Source organism: Mesorhizobium sp. C432A, assembly GCF_030323145.1.
GTDB lineage: Bacteria > Pseudomonadota > Alphaproteobacteria > Rhizobiales > Rhizobiaceae > Mesorhizobium.
Genome location: NZ_CP100470.1, coordinates 3460826 through 3483128 on the forward strand (window position 1 = coordinate 3460826; position 22303 = coordinate 3483128).

Here is a 22303-nt window from a genome sequence, read left to right on the forward strand (position 1 = left end):
AATCGTTTGTCAATCAGAGTGCCGCATTGCCGGTTGCAGGCGCGGCGCATAATCATGTCGTGGACATGGGACATTCGGAATTGGGGGGATTCGGACGTGGCCGCACGACAGATGTCGCTTACGCCGGAGCTGGTCGCGCGCTGCTGGCGCGAGATCAGGGACCCCGGGCCGGATCCGGACGCGATGCATCTCGATGAAGCCGACTATGACGCGCTGCTGGATGAATTGCAGGTCGAACTCCCGGACAGCGAACCGCTATGGCTGTTCGGCTATGGATCGCTGATCTGGAAACCGGAAATAGATTATGTCGAGGACCGCGTTGCCTTGGCGCGCGGCTGGCATCGGTCCTTTTGCATGAACATGACGCGCTGGCGCGGCACCAAGGACAGCCCCGGCCTGATGATGGCGCTGGACCGTGGCGGACAATGCAAGGGCGTCGCCTTTCGGCTGACCGACAATAACCGGCGCGAGCAGTTGGGCCGGCTTTTCCGGCGCGAAGTCACGCTGAAGCCGACAAGCTACCGGCCGCGCATGCTCAAGCTTGCAAGCGAGGCCGGACCGCTCAGGGCATTGGCCTTCGTCATCAACCGCAACGGCCTGACCTATTCAGGGCCGCTCGACGAGGGCAAGGTCGTCGAAAGGCTGGCAACGTCCTGCGGGCACTGGGGGTCGGGCGCCGACTATCTCTACAACACGGTGAAAAACCTTGAAGAGCGCGGCATTCACGATCGCCATCTGTGGCGGCTGCAGCGGCTGGTTGCCGAGCGGATCACCGCGTTGAACCCGTAACGCCGCATGGCGCATTCGCGCTGTTGGCCGGCGGAATTTGGTTTGCCGGATGCGGCCGTTTCAGCCTATAGTCATGCATGTCGTCGGTTCCGTTAGGGACCAAGAGGGAATGCGGTGAGGGCTGACTTGTTGCCCAATGCCGTGGCTGCCCCCGCAACTGTGTGCGGTAGTCCTCTCCAAGCCACTGGGGATTTTTTCTTCGGGAAGGTGGGGAAGGGCGCTGATCCGCGAGCCAGGAGACCTGCCGGCGACAGGGAACTGACTTCGATGCCCTCGGGTGGAGGGCGAAAGGACAAGATATGAATTCCGCTTCCGTCTCCCTCGGCGCTTCCGTCTCCTCGCAGTCGCGCTTCATGCAGCTCGTGCTTAGCGCGTTTCTGGGGATTTTCGTCGTCGGCGTTGTCGGTTTCTCGCACATCGATGCGGTCCACAATGCGGCGCACGACTATCGCCATTCGATGGCGTTTCCCTGCCACTGACGAGGATCTGACATCATGAACCTGTTTCGCAACGTCGTGTTCATCGCGGCGATCGCAGGGCTCGTGGCCGGTGTCGCTCTCGCCTGCATGCAGGCCTACGCCACCGTGCCGCTGATCCTCAAGGCGGAGGTCTACGAAAAGGCTGGTGGCGGCCACGAGCATCAGCATGCCGCGGTGCCCGCCGCCAACGCTACGGACACCAATGCCATGAGCACCGCCGCGCCGGCGGAAAATGCGGTGAGCAGCGCAACACCGGCTGAAGCAGCCGCGCCGGCGGAGGACGAAGGCTGGGCGCCGGCCGACGGCTTCGAGCGCTTCGCCTTCAGTGTCGTCGCCAATATCGTCACCGGCATCGGCTTCGCGCTGGTCCTGGTGGCGGTTTCCGAGTTCGCCGGTGGCATCGGCAGCTGGCGCCAGGGCGTGTTCTGGGGTCTGGCCGGCTTTGCCGTTTTCACGCTGGCGCCGGGACTCGGCCTGCCGCCGGAACTGCCGGCAATGCCGGCGGCCGATCTCATGCAGCGCCAGATCTGGTGGTGGGCAACGGTGATGGCAACGGCGATCGGTCTTGCCCTTATCACCTTCCGCACGTCGGCGCCCCTGACCGTGCTCGCCGTCGTCCTGATCGTCGCCCCGCATATTGTCGGCGCGCCGCAGCCTGACAGTTTTGTAACGCCGATCCCGGAGGGCCTGCATCATCAGTTCGTGGTGGCGGTGACGCTGACCAATCTGGTGTTCTGGGTGGTGCTCGGCGCGGTTGTCGGCATAGTGCGCGCGCGCTTCACCGGCACCGCGACCAGCCTGCGCGACACCTTTGCCTGATCGCAGTTTGACCTTCATCATCGGCGGTGCGCGCTCCGGCAAGAGCGTGCATGCCGAAAGTTTGGCGACGGCGTTGCCGCCGCCATGGGCTTATATCGCCACCGCGCAAGCCTATGACGGCGAAATGCGCGAGCGCATCGCGCAGCACCGCTCGCGCCGCGGCGAGGGATGGGCGACCATCGATGCCCCGCTTGATCTTGCAGGTGCGATCGAGGCATTGCCGGACAACCAGCCGGTGCTTGTCGACTGCCTGACGCTGTGGCTGACCAATCATATGCTGGCCGATCATGATCTGGAGGGGGAGTGCCGGCGGCTGGCCGATGTGCTTTCGCGGCCGCGCGGACCGTGGTTCGTGGTCTCCAACGAAGTCGGACAAGGCATTGTGCCCGACAATGCGCTGGCACGCCGGTTCCGCGATGCCGCCGGCCGGCTCAACCAGCAGATCGCGGTCGTAGCTGATATGGTGCTTCTGATGGTGGCGGGGCTGCCGCTCAAGGTGAAATGAGATGACCGATATCGACACAAAAGACGAAGAGCGCCATCGCGCCAAGATGGCCAAGCGCAAGGCGGTGCAGGACGCCGAGGTCGCGGAAAAGACGGTCGAGAAGGGGCTGCTGATCGTCAACACCGGACCCGGCAAGGGCAAGACCACGGCTGCCTTCGGGCTGGCGCTGCGCATGCTCGGCTATGGCAAGCGCGTCGGAATGGTCCAGTTCATCAAGGGCAAATGGCACACCGGCGAGAAGGATGCCTTCGCGGCGTTTGGCGACCGCGTCGTCTGGCACACGATGGGCGAGGGTTTCACCTGGGAGACGCAGGATCTGAAGCGCGACATTAAGGCGGCCGAAGCCGCCTGGGCCAAGGCGCTGGAACTGATCGCCGATCCCTCGATCAGCCTCGTCGTGCTGGACGAACTGAACATCGCGCTGCGTTACGACTATCTCGATCTCGACAGAGTGGTGGCGGCGCTGAAAGCGCGGCGCGAAGGTCTGCATGTCGTCGTCACCGGCCGCAACGCCAAGCCGGCGCTGGTCGAGGCGGCGGATCTGGTGACGGAGATGGGCGTGACCAAGCATCATTTTTCGGCCGGCGTTAAAGCACAGCAGGGGATTGAGTTTTGAGGGGCTATCCTCACCTTTTACCCTCCCCCTTGTGGGGAGGGTCGATCCGCGAAGCGGATCGGGGTGGGGGTTCTCGTAGTACGCAGTCCCCCACCCCGGCGCTTCGCGCCGACCCTCCCCACAAGGGGGAGGGTAAAGGAAGGCGACGGTAAGCTCTCAGAACGTCACCGCGATAAGCACCGCCGACAGCAACCCGAACAGCCCAATCAGCAGATAGTCCGCCACCTGGTACAATTTCAGCGCCTGCCTGATGTCCTGGCTTTCCGCCGCGCGCCTACCGCCTTCGCCCATATAGGCGTCCTCGATGATGACGCCGCCATAGCTGCGCGGGCCGGCGAGCGCCAGGCCGAGTGCGCCGGCCATTGCCGCTTCCGGCCAGCCGGCATTGGGCGAGCGGTGCTTTTTGGCGTCGCGCCGCACTGCTTGCCAGGCGTTGCGGGGATCGGCGCCGTCAACGAGAAAGGCGGCGGCAACGATCAGCAACGCGGTCAGCCGGGACGCCGGCAGGTTGATCCAGTCGTCGAAGAGTGCTGCCGCGCGGCCGAAGGCCTCGTGGTGCGGGGTGCGGTGGCCGATCATCGAATCGGCGGTGTTGGCGGCCTTGTAGGCCACGCCGCCGGCCAGACCGCAGACACCTGTCCAGAAGGCGGGCGCAACGATGCCGTCGGAGAAATTCTCGGCCAGGCTTTCGATGGCGGCGCGGCTGACGCCGGCATGGTCGAGCTTCTCTGGATCGCGACCGACGATGCGCGCAACCGCAATGCGGCCGAGCGCCAGCCCGCCGGTATCCAGCGAATCGGCCACCGCCTCGACATGTTCGGTAAGGCTCTTTTGCGACAGCAGCGACGAGGCCAGGATTGCCGTGATGATCATGCCGGCAGGAAAGAGCTGCCAGAGCAGGATTTGCACGATGAAGGCGATTGCCGCCGGCACCAGCACGATCACCAGCAGCGCCTGCACGCTGCGGCGGCGACGCAGCGCGTCGGAATCAGTGTCGCGGTTGAGCCTGAGGTCGAGAAAGGCTATCAGCCTGCCGAACCAGGTGACGGGATGGCCGACGGCACGGAACAGCCAGTCCGGGTAACCCAGGATGCGTTCGATGGCCAGCGACAGGAAAGCGATCAGGATCGACATGAAGCTTTCTGATGGAGCGATTACTGTGGTGGATCACGGTGGATCCCTTGGCCGGGCGAGGGCGCTCTTCCCTCACGCGCCACAACCTTTCGTCGATCTCTCGACAGGTATCAATCCGCACTCCTACCCGCTTTTCGAGCTGCCCGCCACCGCCCTGTCACGATTGCCGGAGGCCGCGCGCCTGTGTGAGCTGGCCAGGGTCGCGGCCGGCGCCTATGGCGCGCCTTCGGCCGAGAATGTGGCGGTCGCCCCGGGCACGCAGATCCTGCTGCCGCGCGTCGCCTCGCTGGTCAGCCCCGGCAAGGCGCTGGTGCTCGGGCCGACCTATGCCGAGCATGCCAGGGCCGCCGCGATTGCCGGCCATGCGGTGGCGGAGGTCGACGATTTCGAGGCGCTTGCGGGAGCCGAAATTGCCATCGTCGTCAATCCCAACAATCCCGACGGGCGCGTCGTGTCGCGGGAGAGGCTGCTTCGGCTTGCCGAGACATTGCGCGCCATAGGCGGTCTGCTGGTCGTCGACGAAGCCTTCATGGATGTCGGCCCGCACGCGGAAAGCCTGGCCGGCGATGTCGGGCGGGGCGGCATCGTCGTGCTGCGCTCGTTTGGCAAGTTCTTCGGTCTCGCCGGCCTGCGGCTCGGCTTCGCACTTTCCGATGCGGTGACGGTCGAAAGGCTTGAAACGCAATTCGGCCCTTGGGCGGTCGCCGGCCCAGCGCTCGAATACGGCATCCGCGCGCTTGCCGACAGCGGCTGGCAGGCCGGCATGCGGCGGCGGCTGGCGCAGGATGCGGCGCGGCTCGATGCACTGCTTTCGCGCTTTGGCGTTGCTGTCGCCGGCGGCACGACGCTGTTTCGCTATCTCCGGCTTGCCGATGCACCGGGGCTGTTTTCGACGCTCGGTGAGCGCGGCATATTGCTCAGGCATTTTTCCGAGCGTCCCCAGGTGCTCCGCGCGGGGCTGCCTGGAAGTCAGGAGGAATGGCAGCGGCTCGAATCGGCGCTTGCCGACTGGCACGCACGGCGCGACGATGGGTCGAAGGAGATCGCGCCATGATCCATATCTGTTCGCTGGCAAAGCTTGAGGAGACGGTGGCCAAAAGCGGCGCCGAGCGCGTGCTGTCGCTGCTCGCTGCCGGCACCGAGGTGACGCGGCCGGCCTCAATCGCGAGGGAAAACCACCTGCATCTGGTCATGCACGACATCGCGGTGGCGCAGGACGGCATGACCATGCCCGGCGAAGACCATGTGCGCAATCTGCTCGATTTCGCCCGGAAATGGGACCGCGCCAAACCCATGGTCGTCCATTGCTATGCCGGCATCAGCCGCTCGACCGCCTCGGCCTATATCATTGCGGCGGCGCTCGCCCCGAAGCGCGACGAAGTCGAACTTGCGCAGACATTGCGGAAGCTTTCGCCCTCGGCGACACCCAATCCACGGTTGATCGCCGTCGCGGATGCTCTGCTCTCACGACAAGGCCGCATGATCGAAGCGATCGAGGCGATCGGACGCGGCGCCGATGCTTTTGAGGGTACGCCTTTCGTGTTGAAGATCGACGGCTAAGGCGGCCCGCTATGCCAGCCAGTCGGCAAGCTTCGCCTTGCGCACATCCTTCAACAGGGTGATGAAGCCGTTGGCCTGATGCTCCGCCGTCAGTCGGCCTTTCTCGGCCGTGGCAATGCTGGCATCGCCGACCACGCCGTTGGGGTTGAGATCCCCAGCGATCCAGGCGAAAGCGTGCGTTCCGGTGTGGCGCAGCAGCGCAAATTCGGTTTCGGCGCGGGCGACCTTGGAGGCGAAATTGTCGGCCTTGGCCATGTCGACTAACTCCGGGCGAAAATGCAGCATCAACGAGGTCTCGACGTCGCCGCCATGGATGCCATGGCGGTCTTCCAGCTCGGTGTACATGCCGGCGGGGCGGCCGAAGCGCTGCCAGCTGGTCTTCACCGCCAGCATCCTCTCACGCACGCGCAGCTCGCGCGTGACGATGCCCATGATCTCTTCATTGCCGCCATGCGAGTTGACGACGATCAGTTTCCTTACGCCTGCGCGGGCAACGGACAGGCCAAGCTCGGTCCAGGCATCGACCAGGGTGGCCGCCGGCAGGGTGAGCGTGCCCGGCGCCTGCAGATGCTCGTTCGACTTGCCGACCGTTTGGACCGGCAGGATGCGGATGTCGAGATCGCCGGGCAGGCGGGCGATGACCGTCTCCAGCATGCCGTTCATGATCGAGGTATCGGTTGATACAGGCAGATGCGGGCCGTGCTGCTCGATCGCCGCCACCGGCAGCACGGCAATCGTCGCCTCCGGATCGATCGCGGCGTATTCGGTGGTCCGGTAGTCGCCCCACCAAACGCGTCTGTTTGCAACGGTCATGTCATGCCTCTTGACTGTGAGGGAGACCTAGCGCGCCAAACGTCGCCTGTCGATCACCCAGCCGCAATCGCCTCGACCTCGACCTTGAACTCCGGCCGCGCAAAGCCTGACACGATCATCAGCGTCGAGGCGGGCGCGGGGCTGGCAAACAAGCGGTCGCGGACGTCCATATAGGGCCGCAGAAAGGCGCGGTCGGTGACGTAGGCGTTTATGCGCACGATGTCGCCTAGCCCCAGCCCGGCTTCAGCCAGAATCGCCGCTATGTTTTGAAAGCAGAGCTCGGCCTGCGCGCCGGCATCCTCGGGGATCTGGTCGTCCGCCGTGATCGCGACCTGGCCGGAGCACAGAACCAGCCGCTTGCCTGGCGGCACCTCGACGCCGTGGCTGTAGCGGGCGAAAGGCGGCTTGATCGACTTCGGCGCGAGGTATCTGAACATGGCAATCTCCTGTCTGCGAGACCAGCCTAAGACGTGACCGATAGTACGTTCAAGATGTGGTGCATGGCACAAGGGCGATTGTGGACAGGCGTCCAAAAAATAGGCACGATGCCTCCCGCACAGCATGACCCGTCCGGTGTTGGCAGTGACTGCCGCGCAAGCAGGCGGCCCGGGCGGTGGCATGTGTCTTGCTTCTTGGATCAATGGTGTCGAGCCCGGCGCGTGACGCTCCGGAGCCAACAAAGGGTGGTGTCGATGTACGGAAAACAGAAGATTTCAGCGCTTGCGGTCGCGCTGCTTGGAGCCGGCACGTTCGGCGCGGCAGCAAACGAGAAGGTCACCTTCGGCACCAACTGGCTGGCCGAGCCCGAGCATGGCGGCTACTACCAGGCCGTCGCCGACGGCACCTACGCTGCATGTGGCCTCGACGTGACGATTTCGCAGGGAGGTCCGCAGGTCAGCGGGCGGCCGCTGCTGCTGGCCGGCAAGCTCGATTTCTACATGGGCGGCAATCTGCTGTCGGCTTTCGACGCCGTCCAGCAGGGCATCCCGATGCGCGTCGTCGCCGCCGATTTCCAGAAGGACCCTCAAGTCATCATGTCCCACCCGGGGCAGGGGCTGGACAAGTGGGAGGATTTGAAGAACGCCGACCAGTACATTCTCGGCGACGAGGGCGTCCAGACCTTCTTCCAGTGGATGGTCATCGAACTCGGTTTCGATGCCGCCAAGCGCGTGCCCTACACCTACAACACCGCTCCATTCCTGGCCAACAAGAAGTCGATCCAGCAGGGTTACGTCACCTCGGAACCTTTTGCGGTCAAGAAGGAAGGCGGCTTCGTGCCCAACCAGTTCCTGCTCGCCGACTATGGCTGGGACACCTATTCGACGACGATCGAGGTGATGCAGGACACGATCGACAAGCGGCCGGAGGTGGTCCAGTGCTTCGTCGATGGCTCGGCCAAGGGCTGGTACAACTACCTCTACGGCGACAACAAGGCCGCCAACGAGATGATCAAGAAAGACAATCCCGACATGAGCGACGAGCAGATTGCCTTCTCGATCGAGCAGATGAAGAAGTTCGGCCTGGCCGATTCCGGCGACACCGAAAAGCTCGGCATCGGCGCCATGAACGAAGACCGGATCAAGAGCTTCTATGACAAGATGGTCAAGGCCAAGGTCACGCCCGAGGGCATCGATATCAAGAAGGCCTATACGCTGGCCTTCATCAACAAAGGTGTCGGAATCGAGCTGAAGAAGTAATCGTGAAGCTGGAAAAGATGGCGCAGGCGCCCATGACGGCATCGGGTGAAGGCCCGATGCTGCTGACGCTGCGCCATGTCGGCAAGGTGTTTTCCAATGGCGTGACTGCATTGAGCGACGTCGATCTCGCCATCCGCGAGGGCGATTTTGTCAGCCTGCTCGGGCCGTCCGGCTGCGGCAAGTCGACGGCGTTGAGGCTGATCGCGGGCCTGTCGACGCCGACATCCGGTCAGCTCGACTGGGGCGGTTCGATCGACCGCGCCAATATCGGCTTCGTCTTCCAGGAACCGACGCTGCTGCCTTGGGCCGATGTCTTCGACAATGTCTGGCTGCCGCTCAGGCTGAAAGGCGTGTCGCGTGCCAAGGCGGCGCCGGTGGTGACGGAGATGCTGGAGCGGGTGCACCTGACCGGTTTCGAAAACGCCGTGCCGCGCGAGCTTTCCGGCGGGATGAAGATGCGCGTCTCGATCGCACGCGCGATGGTGACGAAGCCGCGCATTCTGTTGATGGACGAGCCGTTCGCCGCCCTCGACGAGATCACCCGCTTCAAGCTCAACAACGACCTTCTGGAGCTGTGGCAGGACGAGCGCTTCACCGTCGTCTTCGTCACCCACAGCGTCTTCGAAAGCGTGTTCCTGTCCAACCGCGTCGTCGTCATGGCGGCGCGGCCGGGCCGCGTCCATGCCGAGCTTGCCATCGACGCCTCCTATCCGCGAGACGAGGTTTTCCGCACTTCGCCCGACTATGCCGCGCTCTGCCGCCAGGCCTCGGACATCCTGGTCAACGCCATCAACACATCAGCCGGACCGCACCATGACGGCCATTGACCAGAATGCCGCAACGCTCGACGCGGAAGAGGCGGGCCGCGTACGCCAGGAGCGGCTGGAGCGGATCGGCCGGTGGGTCTTGCCTTTGGCGATCATGATCCTGGCGATCTGGCTGTGGGACCGCATTTGCGTGTGGAACGCGATCCCGCAATATATCCTGCCGCGCCCCGGCGTGGTGCTGTGGACGCTCTATAGCGATGCGGGGCTCCTGTTCTCCGCGCTGCTGGTCACGTTGCGCATAACCTTTCTCAGCCTGCTGCTCGCGGTCGTCGGCGGCGTCGGACTGGCGGTGCTGTTTGCGCAATCGAAATGGGTGGAGATGTCGTTCTTTCCCTTCGCCATCGTGCTGCAGGTAACACCGATCGTGGCGGTCTTCCCGCTCATCAACATCTATGTGGACAACCAGACGGTGAAGCTTTTGCTTTGCGCCTGGATCGTCGCGTTCTTCCCGATCCTGTCCAACACCACGCTCGGCCTCAATTCGGTCGACCGCAATCTGCGCGACATGTTCAAGCTCAACGGCGCGACGCGCTGGCAGCAATTGCGCTATCTCAGACTGCCGGCGGCCATGCCGTATTTTCTAGGAGGCTTGAAGATAGCCGGCGGCCTGTCGCTGATCGGCGCCGTGGTGGCCGAGTTCGTCGCCGGCGCGCAGGGGCAGTCGTCGGGGCTGGCGTCGCGCATCATCGAGGCCGGCTACCGCCTCAACGCGCCAAGGCTGTTCGCGGCGCTGATCCTGATCTCGCTCACCGGCATATTGATCTTCCTGGTGCTGTCGCTGGTGTCGCATCTCATCCTGCGCCGCTGGCACGAGAGCGCGCTGAAGCAGGAGCGGTAGGGGGTTGGGTGACGTGATTGAGATGCTGGCGCGAAACACCCCCCTCTGGCCTGCCGGCCATCTCCCCCTCAAGGGGGGAGATTGGACGTCATCCGGGATTTCGCCAATTATCGACGTTGGAAGACGGGTGCTGTCGGAAAAGCTGCCAATCTCCCCCCTTGAGGGGGAGATGCCCGGCAGGGCAGAGGGGGCGGTCCTTGATACCGACCTCTGGCTCGTACCATCTCACAAACGTCCGCCTTCACCGGTCGCTGACATCAGGCCTTGCCGCCACTTACGACAGCGACGGCTTCGCCCTGGCCGACATAACGGTCGCCGATGGCAAGACCTCAGCCATCGCCGCGCACAAGAAATCAAAAGCGCCAGCCACCGCCATCGACCTTGCCGGCCGCATCGTGCTGCCGTGCTTCGTCGACTGCCACACCCACATCGACAAGGGCCATATCTGGCCGCGCAAACCCAATCCCGACGGCAGTTTCATGGGCGCGCTCAATGCCACCGGCGCCGACCGTGCAGCGCGCTGGAGCGCCGAGGACGTGGCGCGGCGCATGGATTTCTCGCTGCGCTCGGCCTACGCGCACGGCACCAAGGCGCTGCGCACGCATCTCGACAGCGTGCCGCCACAGGAGGAAATCTCCTGGCCGGTGTTCGAGGCGATGCGGGAGAAATGGCGCGGCCGCATCGAATTGCAGGCAGCCTGCCTGCTCGGCATCGAAGGCGTGCGCGACAGAAAGTGGTTCGAGAGGCTGGCCAAGCGCGTGGCTGCGGCCAAGGGCGTGCTCGGCGTCGTCACCTATATGGTGCCGGATCTCGAAGAGCTTCTCGACAAGGTGTTCGCCGAGGCGAACAGGCACGGGCTCGATCTCGATTTCCACGCCGACGAGACCGACGACATCGCGGCGATATCGCTGAAGAAGATCGCCGAGGCGGCACTGTGGAACGGTTTTGAGGGCAACATGCTGGTGGGACATTGCTGCTCGCTGGCGCGCCAGCCGGATCTCGACGTGCTGGATACACTCGACAAGGTGGCCAAGGCGCGGCTGGCGGTGGTGTCGCTGCCAATGTGCAATCTCTATCTGCAGGACCGGCGTGCCGACCAGACCACGCCACGCTGGCGCGGCGTGACGCTGCTGCACGAGATGAAGGCGAGGGGCATCCCGGTCGCGGTCGCCTCCGACAACACCCGCGATCCGTTCTATGCCTATGGCGATCTCGACATGCTGGAGGTCTACCGCATGGCGACGCGCATCCTGCATTTCGATCATCCGGTCGGCGACTGGCCGCAGACGGTGGCGGCGACGCCGGCCAAGGTGATGCGGCTCGACGGTGTCGGGACACTGGCAGCAGGTGGCAGCGCCGATTTCATCGTCTTCAAAGGGCGGAGCTGGACGGAATTGCTGTCGCGGCCCGAATCGGATCGCATCGTCGTGCGCAACGGCCGAGCGATCGACAGGCAATTGCCCGACTATGCCGAGCTCGACGAACTGATGGTGGAATGATGGATGTTTCGGCGCTCAAACGCGATCTCGACGGGATAAAGCTCGACGACAATCCGGCCATCGTCCAGCAGAAGAGCCGCGACTTCTACTGGTACAGCCCGGTGCTGAAGCAGCAGCTCGACCACGTCACCGGCGACCTGATCGTGACGCCCAGGAACGAGGCCGAACTGATCCGCGTGCTTGCCGCTTGCCACCGTCATGGCGTTCCGGTGACGCCGCGCGGCAGCGGCACCGGCAATTACGGCCAGGCGATGCCGCTGTCGGGCGGCGTGGTTTTGAACCTCGCCGAGATGAACGAGATCAAGGCCATAGCGCCGGGCCGCGTCGTCACCGGGCCGGGCGCGATCCTCGCCGACATCGACAGAGCGACGCGCGCGCATTCCGGGCAGGAACTGCGGCTGTCGCCGTCGACCTACAACACCGCCTCGATCGGCGGCTTCATCGCCGGCGGCTCGGGCGGCGTTGGCTCGATCAATTTCGGCGGTCTGCGTGATTTCGGCAATGTGCTGCGCCTGCGCGTCGTCACTATGGAGGCGGAGCCGAAGGCGCTCGAACTCGCCGGCGAGGACCTGCACAAGGTCACCCACGCCTATGGCACCAACGGCATCATCACCGAGGTCGAGATGCCGCTGACTGCAGCCTATGAATGGACCGACGTGATCGTCGGCTTCGACGCTTTCATGCCGGCAGCCCGCTACGGCAACGCGCTGGCACGCCAGGACGGCATCCTGACCAAGCTGATCACGCCGATCGCCGCGCCCGTGCCGCAGCTCTATTTCAAGCGCCACCAGAAGTTCTTCCGGGACGGGCAAAGCATCTGCGTCGTCATGGTTGCCCGGCATGGGCTAGACGCGTTCCTCGCCTTCACCCGCCGCGCCGGCGGCGAAGTCATCTTCAATGCGGCGACGGCAACGGACGAAGAGAAAAAGGGCCTGCCGCCGGGCTTCGAACTGGCGTGGAACCACACCACGCTCAGGGCACTGCGGGTCGATCCCGCGATCACCTATCTGCAATCGCTCTATCCGTTTCCCAACCAGCTGGCGCTGGTGGAGAAGATGGACGCGATGTTTCCGAACGAGGTCTTTTCGCATCTCGAATTCGTGCGCCTCGACGGCAACATCACCTGCTTCGGCCTGCCGCTGGTGAAATTCACCACCGAGGCGCGGCTCAACGAAATCATCCGGCTGCATGAGGAGAATGGCTGCCCGATCTTCAACCCGCACCGCTACACGCTGGAAGAGGGCGGCATGAAGCAGACGGATGAAATCCAGCTCGCCTTCAAGCGCGAGACCGATCCGCAAGGCCTGCTCAATCCCGGCAAGATGATCGCCTGGGAAAATCCGGATTACGACTATCGCTCGGGCCGGACTTTTTTGTTCAAGGGGTTGCAGAAAGCAGAATGAGCAGAGGTTTGAGCTTGAGCACCCCCCTCTGTCCTGCCGGCGCAGGCCCTACGCTGCCGCTTCGGGCGTTCGTCGTTTGGAAAGCCAAGCAATTGGCTTCCCATCGGCTTCGCCGACCACTTCTCACCCCCCTCAAGGGGGGAGATTATTCGCTCCGCCGCTTTAGCCTATCTACAACGTCGAAAGGAAAGGCGCGGCGCAGAAGCTGCCAATCTCCCCCTTGAGGGGGAGATGCCCGGCAGGGCAGAGGGGGGTGCCTCGCGCCGACCCCAGCAATTTCCCATGAAAGTCCTCGTCCTCTACGCACACCCGGTGGAGACCAGCTTCAATGCAGGTCTGCACCGCACGATCGTCGAGCGGCTGACGGCCGCCGGCCATGAGGTCGACGATTGCGATCTCTATGCAGAGGATTTCGACCCCAGGCTGACGCGCGGGGAGAGGCTGGATTATCATAACCAACGCAGCCCTGCGGACCCGGCCGCGCCCTATGTCGAGCGGCTGCTCAAGGCCGAGGCGCTGGTGCTGTCATATCCCGTCTGGAACTACGGCTTCCCGGCCATCCTGAAAGGCTTTTTCGACCGCGTGTTTCTGCCCGGCGTGTCGTTCAAATTGGTCGACGGCAAGGCGCAGCCTTCGCTCCACAACATCCGCAAGCTGACCGCCGTCACCACCTATGGCGGCAGCCGCTTCCGCGCCATGCTGATGGGCGATCCGCCACGCAGATTGGTCAAGCGGATGCTGCGCGCGACGATCAGGCCCGGCGCCTCGGTGTCCTACCTCGCGCATTATTCGATGAACCTGTCGACCGACGAGACGCGGGCAGCCTTCATGGCCAAGGTCGCGGCCGGGATGGATGAATTCTGATGCGCGTGCTGGTGGTCTATTGCCATCCGGTGCCCGAAAGCTTTTGCGCCGCCATCAGAGATGCCGCAGTCGATGTGCTGAAGGCACGCGGCTGGGAGGTGCGGCTGCTCGACCTCTATGCGGAGAAATTCGATCCGGTGATGGGCTGCGAAGAGCGACGCGCCTACAATGAGCGGGCGCCGGAGGATCCGGCCCTAAAACCGCATTTCGAGCATCTCGCCTGGGCTGAGGCGATCCTGTTCATCTATCCGACCTGGTGGTACGGGCTGCCGGCCATGCTGAAGGGCTGGCTCGACCGGGTCTGGGCGACCGATGTCGCCTTCAAGCTGGGCAAGGGGCGCATCACGTCGCTGATGACACATGTCACCAGGGTCGGCGTCATTACCACCTGCGGCGCGCCGACCTGGTGGAGCGTCGTCGTCGGCCAGCCCGGCCGCAAGACCTTGCTGCGCGGTATGCGCGCGCTGTGCGCCCGCCGCTGTCGGACGTTTTTCCTGGCGCACTACCTGATGGACGCCTCCACGCCAAGGACGAGGGCGGCGTTTCTGGTGAAGGTGCGGGCGAAGCTGGAGCGGTTTTGAGCTTCTTTACCCTCCCCTTGTGGGGAGGGTCGCGCAGCAAATGCCGCAAGGCGGCTTTTCCGAAGCGGGGTGGGGGGTCTCGTAGGGCGCACCCCCCCACCCCGTCTCGCAATCGCCGCTTCGCTCCGACTGCGAGCCGACCCTCCCCACAAGGGGAGGGTAAAAAGGTGCTACATCCTCGTCCGTTCCGCCTTGGGATCGTACATCGGCTTCAGCGATGCTTCCGCCGCAAAACGCTCGCCGGCGATCTCGATCTCATAGGACGAGGCCAGCACATCCGCCTCGCTCTCGCCCTGGCAGGGCACATAGCCCAGCCCGATCGCGCCGCCGAGATGGTGGCCGTAATTCCCCGATGTGATCGGGCCGACGATCTTGCCGTCGCGAAGGATCGCCTCGTTGTGGAAGAGCAGAGGCTGCGGGTCCTTCAGCCGGAACTGCACCAGCCGGCGCGACAGGCCGGCTTCTTTTTTCTTCAGCACCGCATCGCGGCCGATGAACTCGCCATTGGCGGTTTTGACCGCAAAGCCGAGGCCGGCCTCCAGCACATTGTCCTCGTCGGTGATGTCGTGGCCGAAATGCCGAAACGCCTTTTCGATGCGACAGGAATCGAGCGTATGCAGGCCGCAAAGTTTCAGGCCGACATCCGCCCCCGCCTCATCGATCGCCTCGAAAACATGGGCAGCCTGGTCGGTAGAGACATAAAGCTCCCAGCCGAGTTCGCCGACATAGGTGACGCGGTGGGCGCGGGCGAGGCCCATGCCGATCTCGATCTGCTGGAAGGTGCCGAACGGATTGTTCTCGTTGGAGAAATCGTTAGGGCTGACTTTCTGGATCAGCTTTCGCGCATCCGGACCCATCAGGCAGAGCACGCTTTCTGCCGCCGTCACATCGGTGATGACAACGAATTCCTCGCCGACATGCCGCCGCAGCCAGGCGAGATCGCGTTGCAACGTCGCGCCCGGTACGACGAGGAAATAGGCCGTGTCCGACAGCCGCGACACGGTAAGATCGCTCTCGATGCCGCCGCGCTGGTTGAGCATCTGGGTGTAGACGATCTTGCCCGGCGCCACGTCCATGTCGTTGGCGCAGAGCCTTTGCAGGAACGCGCAGGCATCGCGGCCCTCGACACGGATCTTGCCGAACGAGGTCATGTCGAACAGGCCGACCTTGTTGCGGACCGCCAGGTGCTCCTCGCGCTGATTGTCGAACCAGTTCTGCCGCTTCCAGGAATAGCGGTATTCGCGCTCCTGTCCCTCTCGCGCAAACCAGTTGGCGCGCTCCCAGCCGGCGACTTCGCCGAACACGGCGCCGCGCGCCTTCAGCTGTTCGTGCAGGGGCGAGCGCCTGACATTTCTGGACGTCGCCATCTGCCGGTAGGGGAAGTGATCCGCATAGAGCAGGCCGAGTGTTTCGGAGACACGCTCCTTGAGATACCTACGGTTCTTCTGGAACGGCTGGGCGCGGCGGATGTCGACTTCCCAGAGGTCGAAGGGCGCTTCGCCGTCATTGATCCACTGCGCCAGCGCCATGCCGGCGCCGCCGGACGAGACGATGCCGATGGAATTGTAGCCGGTCGCCATCCAGTAGCCCGACAGCTCCGGGGCCTCGCCGAGATAGTAGCGGTCGTCGGGGGTAAAGCTTTCGGGGCCGTTGAAGAAGGTGTGAATGCCGGCGGTTGCCAGCATCGGCATGCGGTTGACGCCCATTTCGAGGATCGGCTCGAAATGCTCCATGTCCTCCGGCAACTGGTCGAAGCAGAAATCCTCGCTTATGCCGTCCATGCCCCAGGGCTTGGCCACCGGCTCGAAGGCGCCGAGCATCATCTTGCCGGCGTCTTCCTTGTAGTAGGCGCATTCATCGGGAACGCGCAGCACCGGTAGACGACCGAGTCCGGAGATCGGCTCGGTGACGAGATAAAAATGTTCGCAGGCATGCAGCGGGATGGTGACGCCGTTCTGGGCGCCGAGCTCGCGCGCCCACATGCCGGCGCAGTTGACGACGATGTCGGCCTCGATCGTTCCCTGATCCTCGCCTTGCGCCCACGACACACCGGTGACGCGACCGGCCTTGGTATGGACCTTGGTGACCTTCACATTCTCGACGATGGCGGCGCCACGCTGGCGGGCGCCCTTGGCCAGCGCCATGGCGATGTTGGCGGGATCGCACTGGCCGTCGAGCGGCAGATGCACGGCGCCGACCACGTCGGACACGTTGAGATGCGGGTACATTGCCTTGACTTCGTTCGGCGAAATCTCGCGCACATCGACATCGAAGGCGCGGGCGAGCGAGGCCTGCCGGTAAATCTCGTGCTTGCGCTCCTCGGTCAGCGCCACGGTGATCGAGCCGACCTGGCGCATGCCGGTGCCGACTTCCGTTTCGGCTTCCAGCTTGACGTAGAGGTCGGCCGAATATTTCGCCAGCCGCGTCATGTTCTGCGAGCCGCGCAGCTGGCCGATCAGGCCGGCGGCGTGCCAGGTCGTTCCCGAGGTCAGCTGCTTGCGTTCCAGCAGCACGATGTCGGTCCAGCCGAGCTTGGCCAGGTGGTAGGCGACCGAACAGCCGGAGACACCGCCGCCGATAATAACCGCGCGGGCGTTGGTGGGAATGCTTCTGGTCATGCGGCCTCGCGGCGATAGCCGGATGCGAAGCGGCGCAGGCGTTTTGCGGCTTCCTGAAGCACCGGTTCCGGTTGGCAGAGGCTGATGCGGATGTGGCCGGCAGCGGCCTTGCCGAAGCTGGAACCCGGCATGACGCCGACACTCTCCTGGTCGAGAAAGGCCCAGGCGAATTTCTCGTCGTCGGGCTCGACGGCGGAGATGTCGAGCATGACATACATGCCGCCCTCCGAGCCGTGCACGCTGATATTGTTCATGCCGCGCACGGCGTCGAGCAGGACGGTGCGGCGCGCCGCATAGCGTTCGGCGATCTCTTTCACGCCATAGCGGTTCTCCAGCGCCTCGGCGCAGGCGATCGAGATGAAGGCCGGCAGGCCGTAGGTCGTCACCAGATTGAGATTGGTCAACAGCGTGATCATCTGCGTCGGGCCGGTCAGCCAGCCCATGCGCCAGCCGGTCATGCCATGGCTCTTGGACATCGAATTGATGACCAGCGTGCGCTCGGCCATGCCGGGCAGGCCGCGCGGCGAGATGTGCTCGCCGCCGCCGAGCGTCCAGTAGACCTCGTCCGACAGCAGCCAGAGATCGTGCTCGCGGCAGATCTCGGCCAGCTCTTCCAGACGTTCACGCGAATAGACGGCGCCGGTCGGGTTGTTCGGCGTGTTGATCAAAATGGCGCGCGTGTTGGGCTTGAGCGCCGCGCGGATCATCTCGGCGTGCGGCTGGAAACCGTCCTCGGCCGGCGTCTCGACGACGGTGAAGCTGGCGCCGGCGGCGCTGAACGTGTTGGGATAAGTCGCGTAGTAGGGCGCCACCACGATAGCGTGGTCGCCCTGGTCGAGAACGGCCTGCACGGCCGCGTAAAGGGCAGCCTGGCCGCCCGGCGTGGCGATGACTTGGTCAGGTGCCGTCTCGACCCCGGTGCAAGCGGTCGAGGCCGCCGCCATCGCCCTGCGCAGGCGCGGAACGCCGGGAAGCGGGGTGTAGTGGTGGTTGCTGCCGCGAACCGCCGTCACGCAGGCTTCGATCGTCTGGCTCGGCGTATCGAAATCATGGTCGCCGACCGACAGCATGATGATGTCCTGGCCGGCCTCCTTGCGGGCCCATGCCTCGGTGTGGACCTCCCAGCCATCCTTGCCCGAAGGCACGATGCCGGAAATGCGCGATGAGGGTCTGGGCATCAGGATACTCCCGAGATTTCGTGGCCGGCCTGTTCGAGCTGATCGCGCAACGCGGCGATGTGGGCAGGGCCGACTTCGCAGCAGCCGCCGACGATGGTGGCGCCAGCGGCGACCCAGCCGAGCGCCTGGTCGGCATAGGCATCCGGATCAAGGTCGTGGCGTGCGTGCAGCACTTCGACCGTTCCGCCATGCTTGAGCGCTTCGACAGAGGTGAAGCCATTGGCATAGGCGCCGACCGGGCCGCCGAGAGCAATCAATTCGGGCAGTGCCGCGGCGATCGCTTCTGGCCGGCAGCAATTCACCAGGCGCGCTGCAACCGTCAGGCCGTCGAGGGCGTCCGCCGCTGCCGCTATTGTTTCGCCGCTGCGCAGCTGCGGCGCGCCGTGATCGGCGAGCGTCCAAGACACCCAGACAGGTTTGCCGCTTTCCGACGCAGCGGTAACGGCCGCACGGCCTTCGTCGGCTGAGGCCATGGTCTCGCACAGGAACAGGTCGACGCCGTCGGTCTGCTCGGCGACGATGCGGCGATAGATGTCCAGCGTCTCCTCGAACGATATGGTCAGCGCTGGCGCATAGCTGCCGAACAGCGGTGACAGGCAGCCGGCGATCGCTGCATCGCCTGCCTCCTCGCGTGCCTGTCTTGCCAATTCGATGCCGCGCTTCTGCAAGGGCTTGAAGAGGTCTTCTGCTCCTTCCCGCGCGAGCCGCTCCGGCGTTGCCGAATAGGTGTTGATGGTGATGACGCGAGCGCCGGCCCGGATGAATTCGGCATGCAGGTCACGCACCAGATCCGGCTCGTCGATCAGCACCCTGGCCGACCAGAGCGGCGTCGGCTCGGAGCTGCTGCGGCGGACCAGTTCCTGGCCCATGCCGCCATCGGTGAGAATGACTTTCTTCATGCTCTCAGTCTTTCGTTTTTCGGATCCCACAGCGGCTCGTCTTTCTGCACGACCGCCCTGAAACGATCGCCAAAAATTTCAATCTCGATCGCGGTATCGGGTTCAGCCAGGTCGGCGCGCAGCATGCCGAGCGCGATCGATTTGTCGATGCGATGCCCCCAGCCGCCGGACGTCGTCTCGCCGACGATCTTGCCGTCATGCCAGAGCGTCGACACGGACGGCGCGTCGCAATCGCCTGGGTTTTCGACCACCAGCGTGACGAAGCGCTTCTTCACGCCTTGCTGCTTTTCGTTCTGCAGGGCTGCCTTGCCGCGGAAGTCGGGCTTGTCCCATTTGACGAAGCGCTCGAGCCCGCCCTGCAGGACCGTATAGTCGGTCGACAGGTCGCCCTTCCAGGTCCGGTAGCCCTTTTCGAGGCGCAGCGAATCCAGCGCATACATGCCGAACGGTTTCAGACCGTGTTTTTGTCCCGCCGTCCAGACGGCGTCGAAGATGGCGGCGGTGTCTCCCACCTTGGTGTGGATTTCCCAGCCGAGTTCGCCGGCGAAGGATACCCGCACCAGCTTCGCCCAGCGGCCGGCTATGGTGGTTTCCTGATGCGTCAGCCAGGGCAGCGAGAGATCCGCGCCACAGACCTCGGCCAGGATCTTGCGCGAATTGGGGCCGGCGAGGATTTGCGTCGAATAGTCTTCGGTCCTGTCGGTGAGGGTGAAAGCTGCGTCCTTCGGCAGGCGCGACTTCAGCCATTCGAAATCGTGCCACTGCGCTACCGCCGCGGTGATCAGAGTCATCTGCTCTTCGCCATGGCGCACCACCGACATCTCGGTGACGATGCGGCCTTTGTCGTCGGCGAAATAGGCGAGGCCGATTCGGCCGGGCTTGGGCACCAGGCCGGTGACCTGCAGCGCCAGCCATTCGGCTGCACCAGGACCTTCGAGGTTGAAGCGCGAGAAGCCGGGCAGGTCCAGAATGCCGGCGGCGTCGCGCACCGCCAGGCATTCTTCGCGCACGCGGTGCTGCCACGGCCCGTCGCGGCGGAAGGTGAGTGTTGCTTCTTCCGACGTGTCGTCACCGGGTTGCGCATACCAGGTGGCACGCTCCCAGCCATTATAGGCGTCGAACTGGGCGCCGAGTGCCTTGATGCGATCGTGGATCGGCGACAGCTTGCGGTCGCGCCCGGCCGGCCAGGCATGCCGCGGAAACTGGATGGCGTATTCGTTGCCGTAGATCTCCATGCCCTTGGCGACGCTATAGTCGGGGGCGGCCGCAAAGCTGGTGAAACGGCGCGGATCGCAAGACCACATGTCCCATTCGGTCTGGCCCTGCGTCACCCATTCGGCCAGCACCTTGCCGGCGCCGCCGCCCTGGGCGATGCCGAAGGTGAAGACACAGGCCTCGAACGCGTTGGGAACGCCGGGCATCGGACCGATCAGCGGATTGCCGTCCGGCGCGTAAGGGATCGGCCCGTTGATCACCTTGGACAGGCCGGCAGTGCCGAGAATCGGCACGCGGGCGACGGCATCGGCAAGGTAGTGCTCGAGACGGTCGAGATCGTCGGGGAAGAGCTGGAAGGAAAAATCCTCCGGCATCGGGTCGTTGTGGGTTGCCCAATGCGCGCGGCAATTGCGCTCATAGGGGCCGAGATTCATGCCGTTCTTTTCCTGGCGCAGATAGTAGGAGGTGTCGACGTCGCGCAGCAGCGGCAGCTTCTTGCCCTGCTCCTTCGACCACGCCACCAGTTCGGGGATCTCCTCGAACAAGATGTACTGGTGGCTCATCACCATCATCGGCACGTCGCGGCCGAACATTTTGCCGACTTCGGCGGCACGGTAGCCGGCGGCGTTGACGACGATTTGGCAGCGGATTTCGCCTTGCGGCGTCTCGACCACCCATTCGTCGTTGTCGCGACGCACGCCTGACACCGGGCAGAAGCGGACGATCCTGGCGCCCATGTCGCGTGCGCCCTTGGCCAGCGCCTGCGTCAGCTGCGCCGGATCGATGTCGCCGTCGTTCGGATCGTAGAGCGCGCCTTTCAATTCATGCGTCTCGATGAAGGGATAGCGGCGCTTGATCTCGTCGGGGCCGACAATGTCGATGTCCATGCCCTGGTAGCGGCCCATGCCCTTGGCGCGCTGGAACTCCTGCATGCGCTCCTTGGTGTGGGCGAGGCGGAGCGAGCCGGTAACGTGGTAGTTCATGGGATAGTCGACCGCGTCGGCGAGACCGCGATAAAGCTCGGTCGAATAGCGCTGCATGTTCATCAGCGACCAGGACGACGAGAAGGTCGGCACGTTGCCGGCGGCATGCCAGGTCGAGCCCGATGTCAGCTCGTTCTTTTCAAGCAGCACGCAATCGGTCCAGCCGGCCTTGCAAAGGTGATAGAGCGAGGAGGTGCCGACGACACCGCCTCCGATGATCACCACGCGTGCCGTGGTCGGCAAACCGGCCATATTAGAAACCCCTCGTTCAGTAGACAGGCGGCGAAACCACCCAGATGATCACGGCCGGCTCGGTGCCGGGATTGCGCCAGCGGTACGGCTTGCGCTCGAAGCGGAAGGAATCGCCTTCGCCGAGCCGGTGCCAGACGCCGGCGATCTCGATCTCGAAAATGCCAGAGGCGATGTAGCCGGCTTCCTCGGTCGGCCGCAGCTGCTCGCTCTTCATCTCGGCGCCCGGCGCGAAGATCGAACGCACCATCTCGAAACTACCGCCGAGATCGGGCGACAGAAGCTCCTCCACCAGGCCGGATTCGCTTGTGCCAAGCGTGCGCCGGCTGCCGGCGCGCACGACAACGCCGCGCTCCTTTTCGATCGGCACGTCGTGGCTGAAGAACAGGCTGAGCGGCACGCCGAATAAATCGGCGAAGGCCCTGAGGTCGCCGAGCGAAGGAATCGACAGGCCGCGCTCGACCTGGCTGACCCAGCCGACAGAGCGGCCAAGCTTCAGCGCGATCTCAGCAAGCGTCAGCCCACGCGCCTTGCGGAGCGCACGGATGTCGCTCGCCAGCAGGCGCTCGTCGGGTCCCTGCAATGTTTTGGGGATAGCTGGGGGCAAAAACGCTCACTTGATGAAACTCTGGAAATGAATTTCATGAGAGCTCATGTCCGTGAAAAAATCAAGCGAATTTTCATGGACACACAAGATTTGCTTGCGCCATTTTGGCAGTTCATGCAAAGGCTCTGCC

Annotated in this window: 22 protein-coding genes and 1 riboswitch; of the genes, 14 read left to right on the plus strand and 8 right to left on the minus strand. The window is 64.2% G+C overall.

Annotated features, from left to right (window positions below; genetic code table 11):
• The first annotated feature begins 96 nt into the window (after positions 1-96).
• From NLY33_RS16725 to cobO, 5 genes are all read left to right on the plus strand, one after another.
• The gene (locus tag NLY33_RS16725) at positions 97-789 is read left to right on the plus strand and encodes a gamma-glutamylcyclotransferase (RefSeq protein ID WP_031196360.1); all 693 of its coding nucleotides are present in this window, start codon (positions 97-99) and stop codon (positions 787-789) included.
• A 67-nt stretch (positions 790-856) separates the two neighbouring features.
• Positions 857-1052: riboswitch (cobalamin riboswitch) on the plus strand.
• A 36-nt stretch (positions 1053-1088) separates the two neighbouring features.
• Positions 1089-1268 (plus strand): CbtB domain-containing protein, encoded by a 180-nt coding sequence (locus tag NLY33_RS16730; protein ID WP_023706121.1) that lies wholly within the window; start codon positions 1089-1091, stop codon positions 1266-1268.
• A 15-nt stretch (positions 1269-1283) separates the two neighbouring features.
• Entirely contained in the window at positions 1284-2087 is an 804-nt protein-coding gene (locus NLY33_RS16735) for a CbtA family protein (RefSeq protein ID WP_023707847.1), read from the plus strand.
• Positions 2080-2592: a bifunctional adenosylcobinamide kinase/adenosylcobinamide-phosphate guanylyltransferase gene (gene cobU, locus NLY33_RS16740; RefSeq protein ID WP_023706119.1), complete on the plus strand. Its 513-nt coding sequence runs from the start codon at positions 2080-2082 to the stop codon at positions 2590-2592. The genes NLY33_RS16735 and cobU overlap by 8 nt, the downstream gene beginning before the upstream one ends.
• A gap of 1 nt (position 2593) precedes the next feature.
• Positions 2594-3208: a cob(I)yrinic acid a,c-diamide adenosyltransferase gene (cobO, locus tag NLY33_RS16745; RefSeq protein WP_023706118.1), complete on the plus strand. Its 615-nt coding sequence runs from the start codon at positions 2594-2596 to the stop codon at positions 3206-3208.
• Between the two features lie 156 nt (positions 3209-3364).
• On the opposite strand, the gene cbiB is transcribed toward cobO, so the two are convergent.
• Complete coding sequence (gene cbiB / locus NLY33_RS16750) at positions 3365-4342, minus strand: adenosylcobinamide-phosphate synthase CbiB (RefSeq protein WP_023706117.1); 978 nt, start codon at positions 4340-4342, stop codon at positions 3365-3367.
• Between cbiB and cobD the strand changes: the two genes are divergently transcribed.
• The gene (gene cobD, locus NLY33_RS16755) at positions 4341-5396 is read left to right on the plus strand and encodes a threonine-phosphate decarboxylase CobD (protein ID WP_023707848.1); all 1056 of its coding nucleotides are present in this window, start codon (positions 4341-4343) and stop codon (positions 5394-5396) included. The two genes, cbiB and cobD, sit on opposite strands and share 2 nt — an antisense overlap.
• Positions 5393-5902, plus strand: a complete 510-nt coding sequence (locus NLY33_RS16760; protein WP_023706115.1) for a tyrosine phosphatase family protein — start codon at positions 5393-5395, stop codon at positions 5900-5902. Before cobD ends, NLY33_RS16760 begins: the two co-directional genes overlap by 4 nt.
• A gap of 9 nt (positions 5903-5911) precedes the next feature.
• Here NLY33_RS16760 and NLY33_RS16765 read toward each other — a convergent pair whose 3' ends face one another.
• Together NLY33_RS16765 and NLY33_RS16770 are read right to left on the minus strand one after the other, a co-directional pair.
• Positions 5912-6715 carry a creatininase family protein gene (locus NLY33_RS16765; protein ID WP_023706114.1) on the minus strand — a complete coding sequence of 268 codons (804 nt, stop codon included), beginning with the start codon at positions 6713-6715 and terminating at the stop codon, positions 5912-5914.
• A 53-nt stretch (positions 6716-6768) separates the two neighbouring features.
• The gene (locus NLY33_RS16770; protein WP_023670775.1) at positions 6769-7152 is read right to left on the minus strand and encodes a RidA family protein; all 384 of its coding nucleotides are present in this window, start codon (positions 7150-7152) and stop codon (positions 6769-6771) included.
• 255 nt (positions 7153-7407) lie between these two features.
• Between NLY33_RS16770 and NLY33_RS16775 the strand changes: the two genes are divergently transcribed.
• The 7 genes from NLY33_RS16775 to NLY33_RS16805 all read left to right on the plus strand — a co-directional run bounded on the left by NLY33_RS16775 (position 7408) and on the right by NLY33_RS16805 (position 14424).
• Positions 7408-8412, plus strand: coding sequence for an ABC transporter substrate-binding protein (locus tag NLY33_RS16775; RefSeq protein ID WP_023670774.1), 1005 nt, complete (start codon positions 7408-7410; stop codon positions 8410-8412).
• Positions 8413-8414: 2 nt separating this feature from the next.
• Positions 8415-9239: an ABC transporter ATP-binding protein gene (locus tag NLY33_RS16780; RefSeq protein ID WP_023706113.1), complete on the plus strand. Its 825-nt coding sequence runs from the start codon at positions 8415-8417 to the stop codon at positions 9237-9239.
• The gene (locus NLY33_RS16785; RefSeq protein ID WP_023670772.1) at positions 9226-10077 is read left to right on the plus strand and encodes an ABC transporter permease; all 852 of its coding nucleotides are present in this window, start codon (positions 9226-9228) and stop codon (positions 10075-10077) included. The genes NLY33_RS16780 and NLY33_RS16785 overlap by 14 nt, the downstream gene beginning before the upstream one ends.
• Positions 10078-10274: 197 nt before the next feature.
• Positions 10275-11576 (plus strand): cytosine deaminase, encoded by a 1302-nt coding sequence (locus NLY33_RS16790; protein WP_023706112.1) that lies wholly within the window; start codon positions 10275-10277, stop codon positions 11574-11576.
• The gene (locus NLY33_RS16795; RefSeq protein ID WP_031196359.1) at positions 11576-12979 is read left to right on the plus strand and encodes an FAD-binding oxidoreductase; all 1404 of its coding nucleotides are present in this window, start codon (positions 11576-11578) and stop codon (positions 12977-12979) included. Before NLY33_RS16790 ends, NLY33_RS16795 begins: the two co-directional genes overlap by 1 nt.
• Positions 12980-13261: 282 nt before the next feature.
• Positions 13262-13843 (plus strand): NAD(P)H-dependent oxidoreductase, encoded by a 582-nt coding sequence (locus tag NLY33_RS16800; RefSeq protein ID WP_023700354.1) that lies wholly within the window; start codon positions 13262-13264, stop codon positions 13841-13843.
• Positions 13843-14424, plus strand: a complete 582-nt coding sequence (locus NLY33_RS16805) for an NAD(P)H-dependent oxidoreductase (protein ID WP_023690990.1) — start codon at positions 13843-13845, stop codon at positions 14422-14424. Before NLY33_RS16800 ends, NLY33_RS16805 begins: the two co-directional genes overlap by 1 nt.
• Positions 14425-14594: 170 nt before the next feature.
• Here the strand turns inward: NLY33_RS16805 and NLY33_RS16810 are convergent, their stop codons facing one another.
• Genes NLY33_RS16810 through NLY33_RS16830 form a run of 5 tightly spaced genes read right to left on the minus strand, consistent with a single transcriptional unit; the run spans position 14595 to position 22128 of the window.
• Positions 14595-17042, minus strand: coding sequence for a GcvT family protein (locus NLY33_RS16810; protein ID WP_023706110.1), 2448 nt, complete (start codon positions 17040-17042; stop codon positions 14595-14597).
• The gene (locus tag NLY33_RS16815) at positions 17039-18220 is read right to left on the minus strand and encodes a pyridoxal phosphate-dependent aminotransferase (protein ID WP_023706109.1); all 1182 of its coding nucleotides are present in this window, start codon (positions 18218-18220) and stop codon (positions 17039-17041) included. The genes NLY33_RS16810 and NLY33_RS16815 overlap by 4 nt, the downstream gene beginning before the upstream one ends.
• Positions 18220-19119 (minus strand): homocysteine S-methyltransferase family protein, encoded by a 900-nt coding sequence (locus NLY33_RS16820; RefSeq protein ID WP_023706108.1) that lies wholly within the window; start codon positions 19117-19119, stop codon positions 18220-18222. Before NLY33_RS16820 ends, NLY33_RS16815 begins: the two co-directional genes overlap by 1 nt.
• Positions 19116-21569 carry a GcvT family protein gene (locus tag NLY33_RS16825; protein WP_023706107.1) on the minus strand — a complete coding sequence of 818 codons (2454 nt, stop codon included), beginning with the start codon at positions 21567-21569 and terminating at the stop codon, positions 19116-19118. The genes NLY33_RS16820 and NLY33_RS16825 overlap by 4 nt, the downstream gene beginning before the upstream one ends.
• Before the next feature lie 16 nt (positions 21570-21585).
• Positions 21586-22128: a helix-turn-helix domain-containing protein gene (locus NLY33_RS16830; protein ID WP_023706106.1), complete on the minus strand. Its 543-nt coding sequence runs from the start codon at positions 22126-22128 to the stop codon at positions 21586-21588.
• Positions 22129-22303 lie beyond the last annotated feature (175 nt).

Bases quoted from the DNA above. Each gene is read 5' to 3' on its own strand.
- NLY33_RS16795 (WP_031196359.1), top strand. From the start codon at position 11,576: ATGGATGTTTCGGCGCTCAAACGCGATCTCGACGGGATAAAGCTCGAC.
- NLY33_RS16760 (WP_023706115.1), top strand. From the start codon at position 5,393: ATGATCCATATCTGTTCGCTGGCAAAGCTTGAGGAGACGGTGGCCAAA.
- NLY33_RS16810 (WP_023706110.1), bottom strand. From the start codon at position 17,042: ATGACCAGAAGCATTCCCACCAACGCCCGCGCGGTTATTATCGGCGGC.
- NLY33_RS16765 (WP_023706114.1), bottom strand. From the start codon at position 6,715: ATGACCGTTGCAAACAGACGCGTTTGGTGGGGCGACTACCGGACCACC.
- NLY33_RS16820 (WP_023706108.1), bottom strand. From the start codon at position 19,119: ATGAAGAAAGTCATTCTCACCGATGGCGGCATGGGCCAGGAACTGGTC.
- NLY33_RS16775 (WP_023670774.1), top strand. From the start codon at position 7,408: ATGTACGGAAAACAGAAGATTTCAGCGCTTGCGGTCGCGCTGCTTGGA.
- NLY33_RS16785 (WP_023670772.1), top strand. From the start codon at position 9,226: ATGACGGCCATTGACCAGAATGCCGCAACGCTCGACGCGGAAGAGGCG.
- NLY33_RS16825 (WP_023706107.1), bottom strand. From the start codon at position 21,569: ATGGCCGGTTTGCCGACCACGGCACGCGTGGTGATCATCGGAGGCGGT.
- cobO (WP_023706118.1), top strand. From the start codon at position 2,594: ATGACCGATATCGACACAAAAGACGAAGAGCGCCATCGCGCCAAGATG.
- NLY33_RS16805 (WP_023690990.1), top strand. From the start codon at position 13,843: ATGCGCGTGCTGGTGGTCTATTGCCATCCGGTGCCCGAAAGCTTTTGC.
- NLY33_RS16735 (WP_023707847.1), top strand. From the start codon at position 1,284: ATGAACCTGTTTCGCAACGTCGTGTTCATCGCGGCGATCGCAGGGCTC.
- NLY33_RS16770 (WP_023670775.1), bottom strand. From the start codon at position 7,152: ATGTTCAGATACCTCGCGCCGAAGTCGATCAAGCCGCCTTTCGCCCGC.
- NLY33_RS16730 (WP_023706121.1), top strand. From the start codon at position 1,089: ATGAATTCCGCTTCCGTCTCCCTCGGCGCTTCCGTCTCCTCGCAGTCG.
- NLY33_RS16815 (WP_023706109.1), bottom strand. From the start codon at position 18,220: ATGCCCAGACCCTCATCGCGCATTTCCGGCATCGTGCCTTCGGGCAAG.
- cbiB (WP_023706117.1), bottom strand. From the start codon at position 4,342: ATGTCGATCCTGATCGCTTTCCTGTCGCTGGCCATCGAACGCATCCTG.
- cobD (WP_023707848.1), top strand. From the start codon at position 4,341: ATGAAGCTTTCTGATGGAGCGATTACTGTGGTGGATCACGGTGGATCC.
- NLY33_RS16800 (WP_023700354.1), top strand. From the start codon at position 13,262: ATGAAAGTCCTCGTCCTCTACGCACACCCGGTGGAGACCAGCTTCAAT.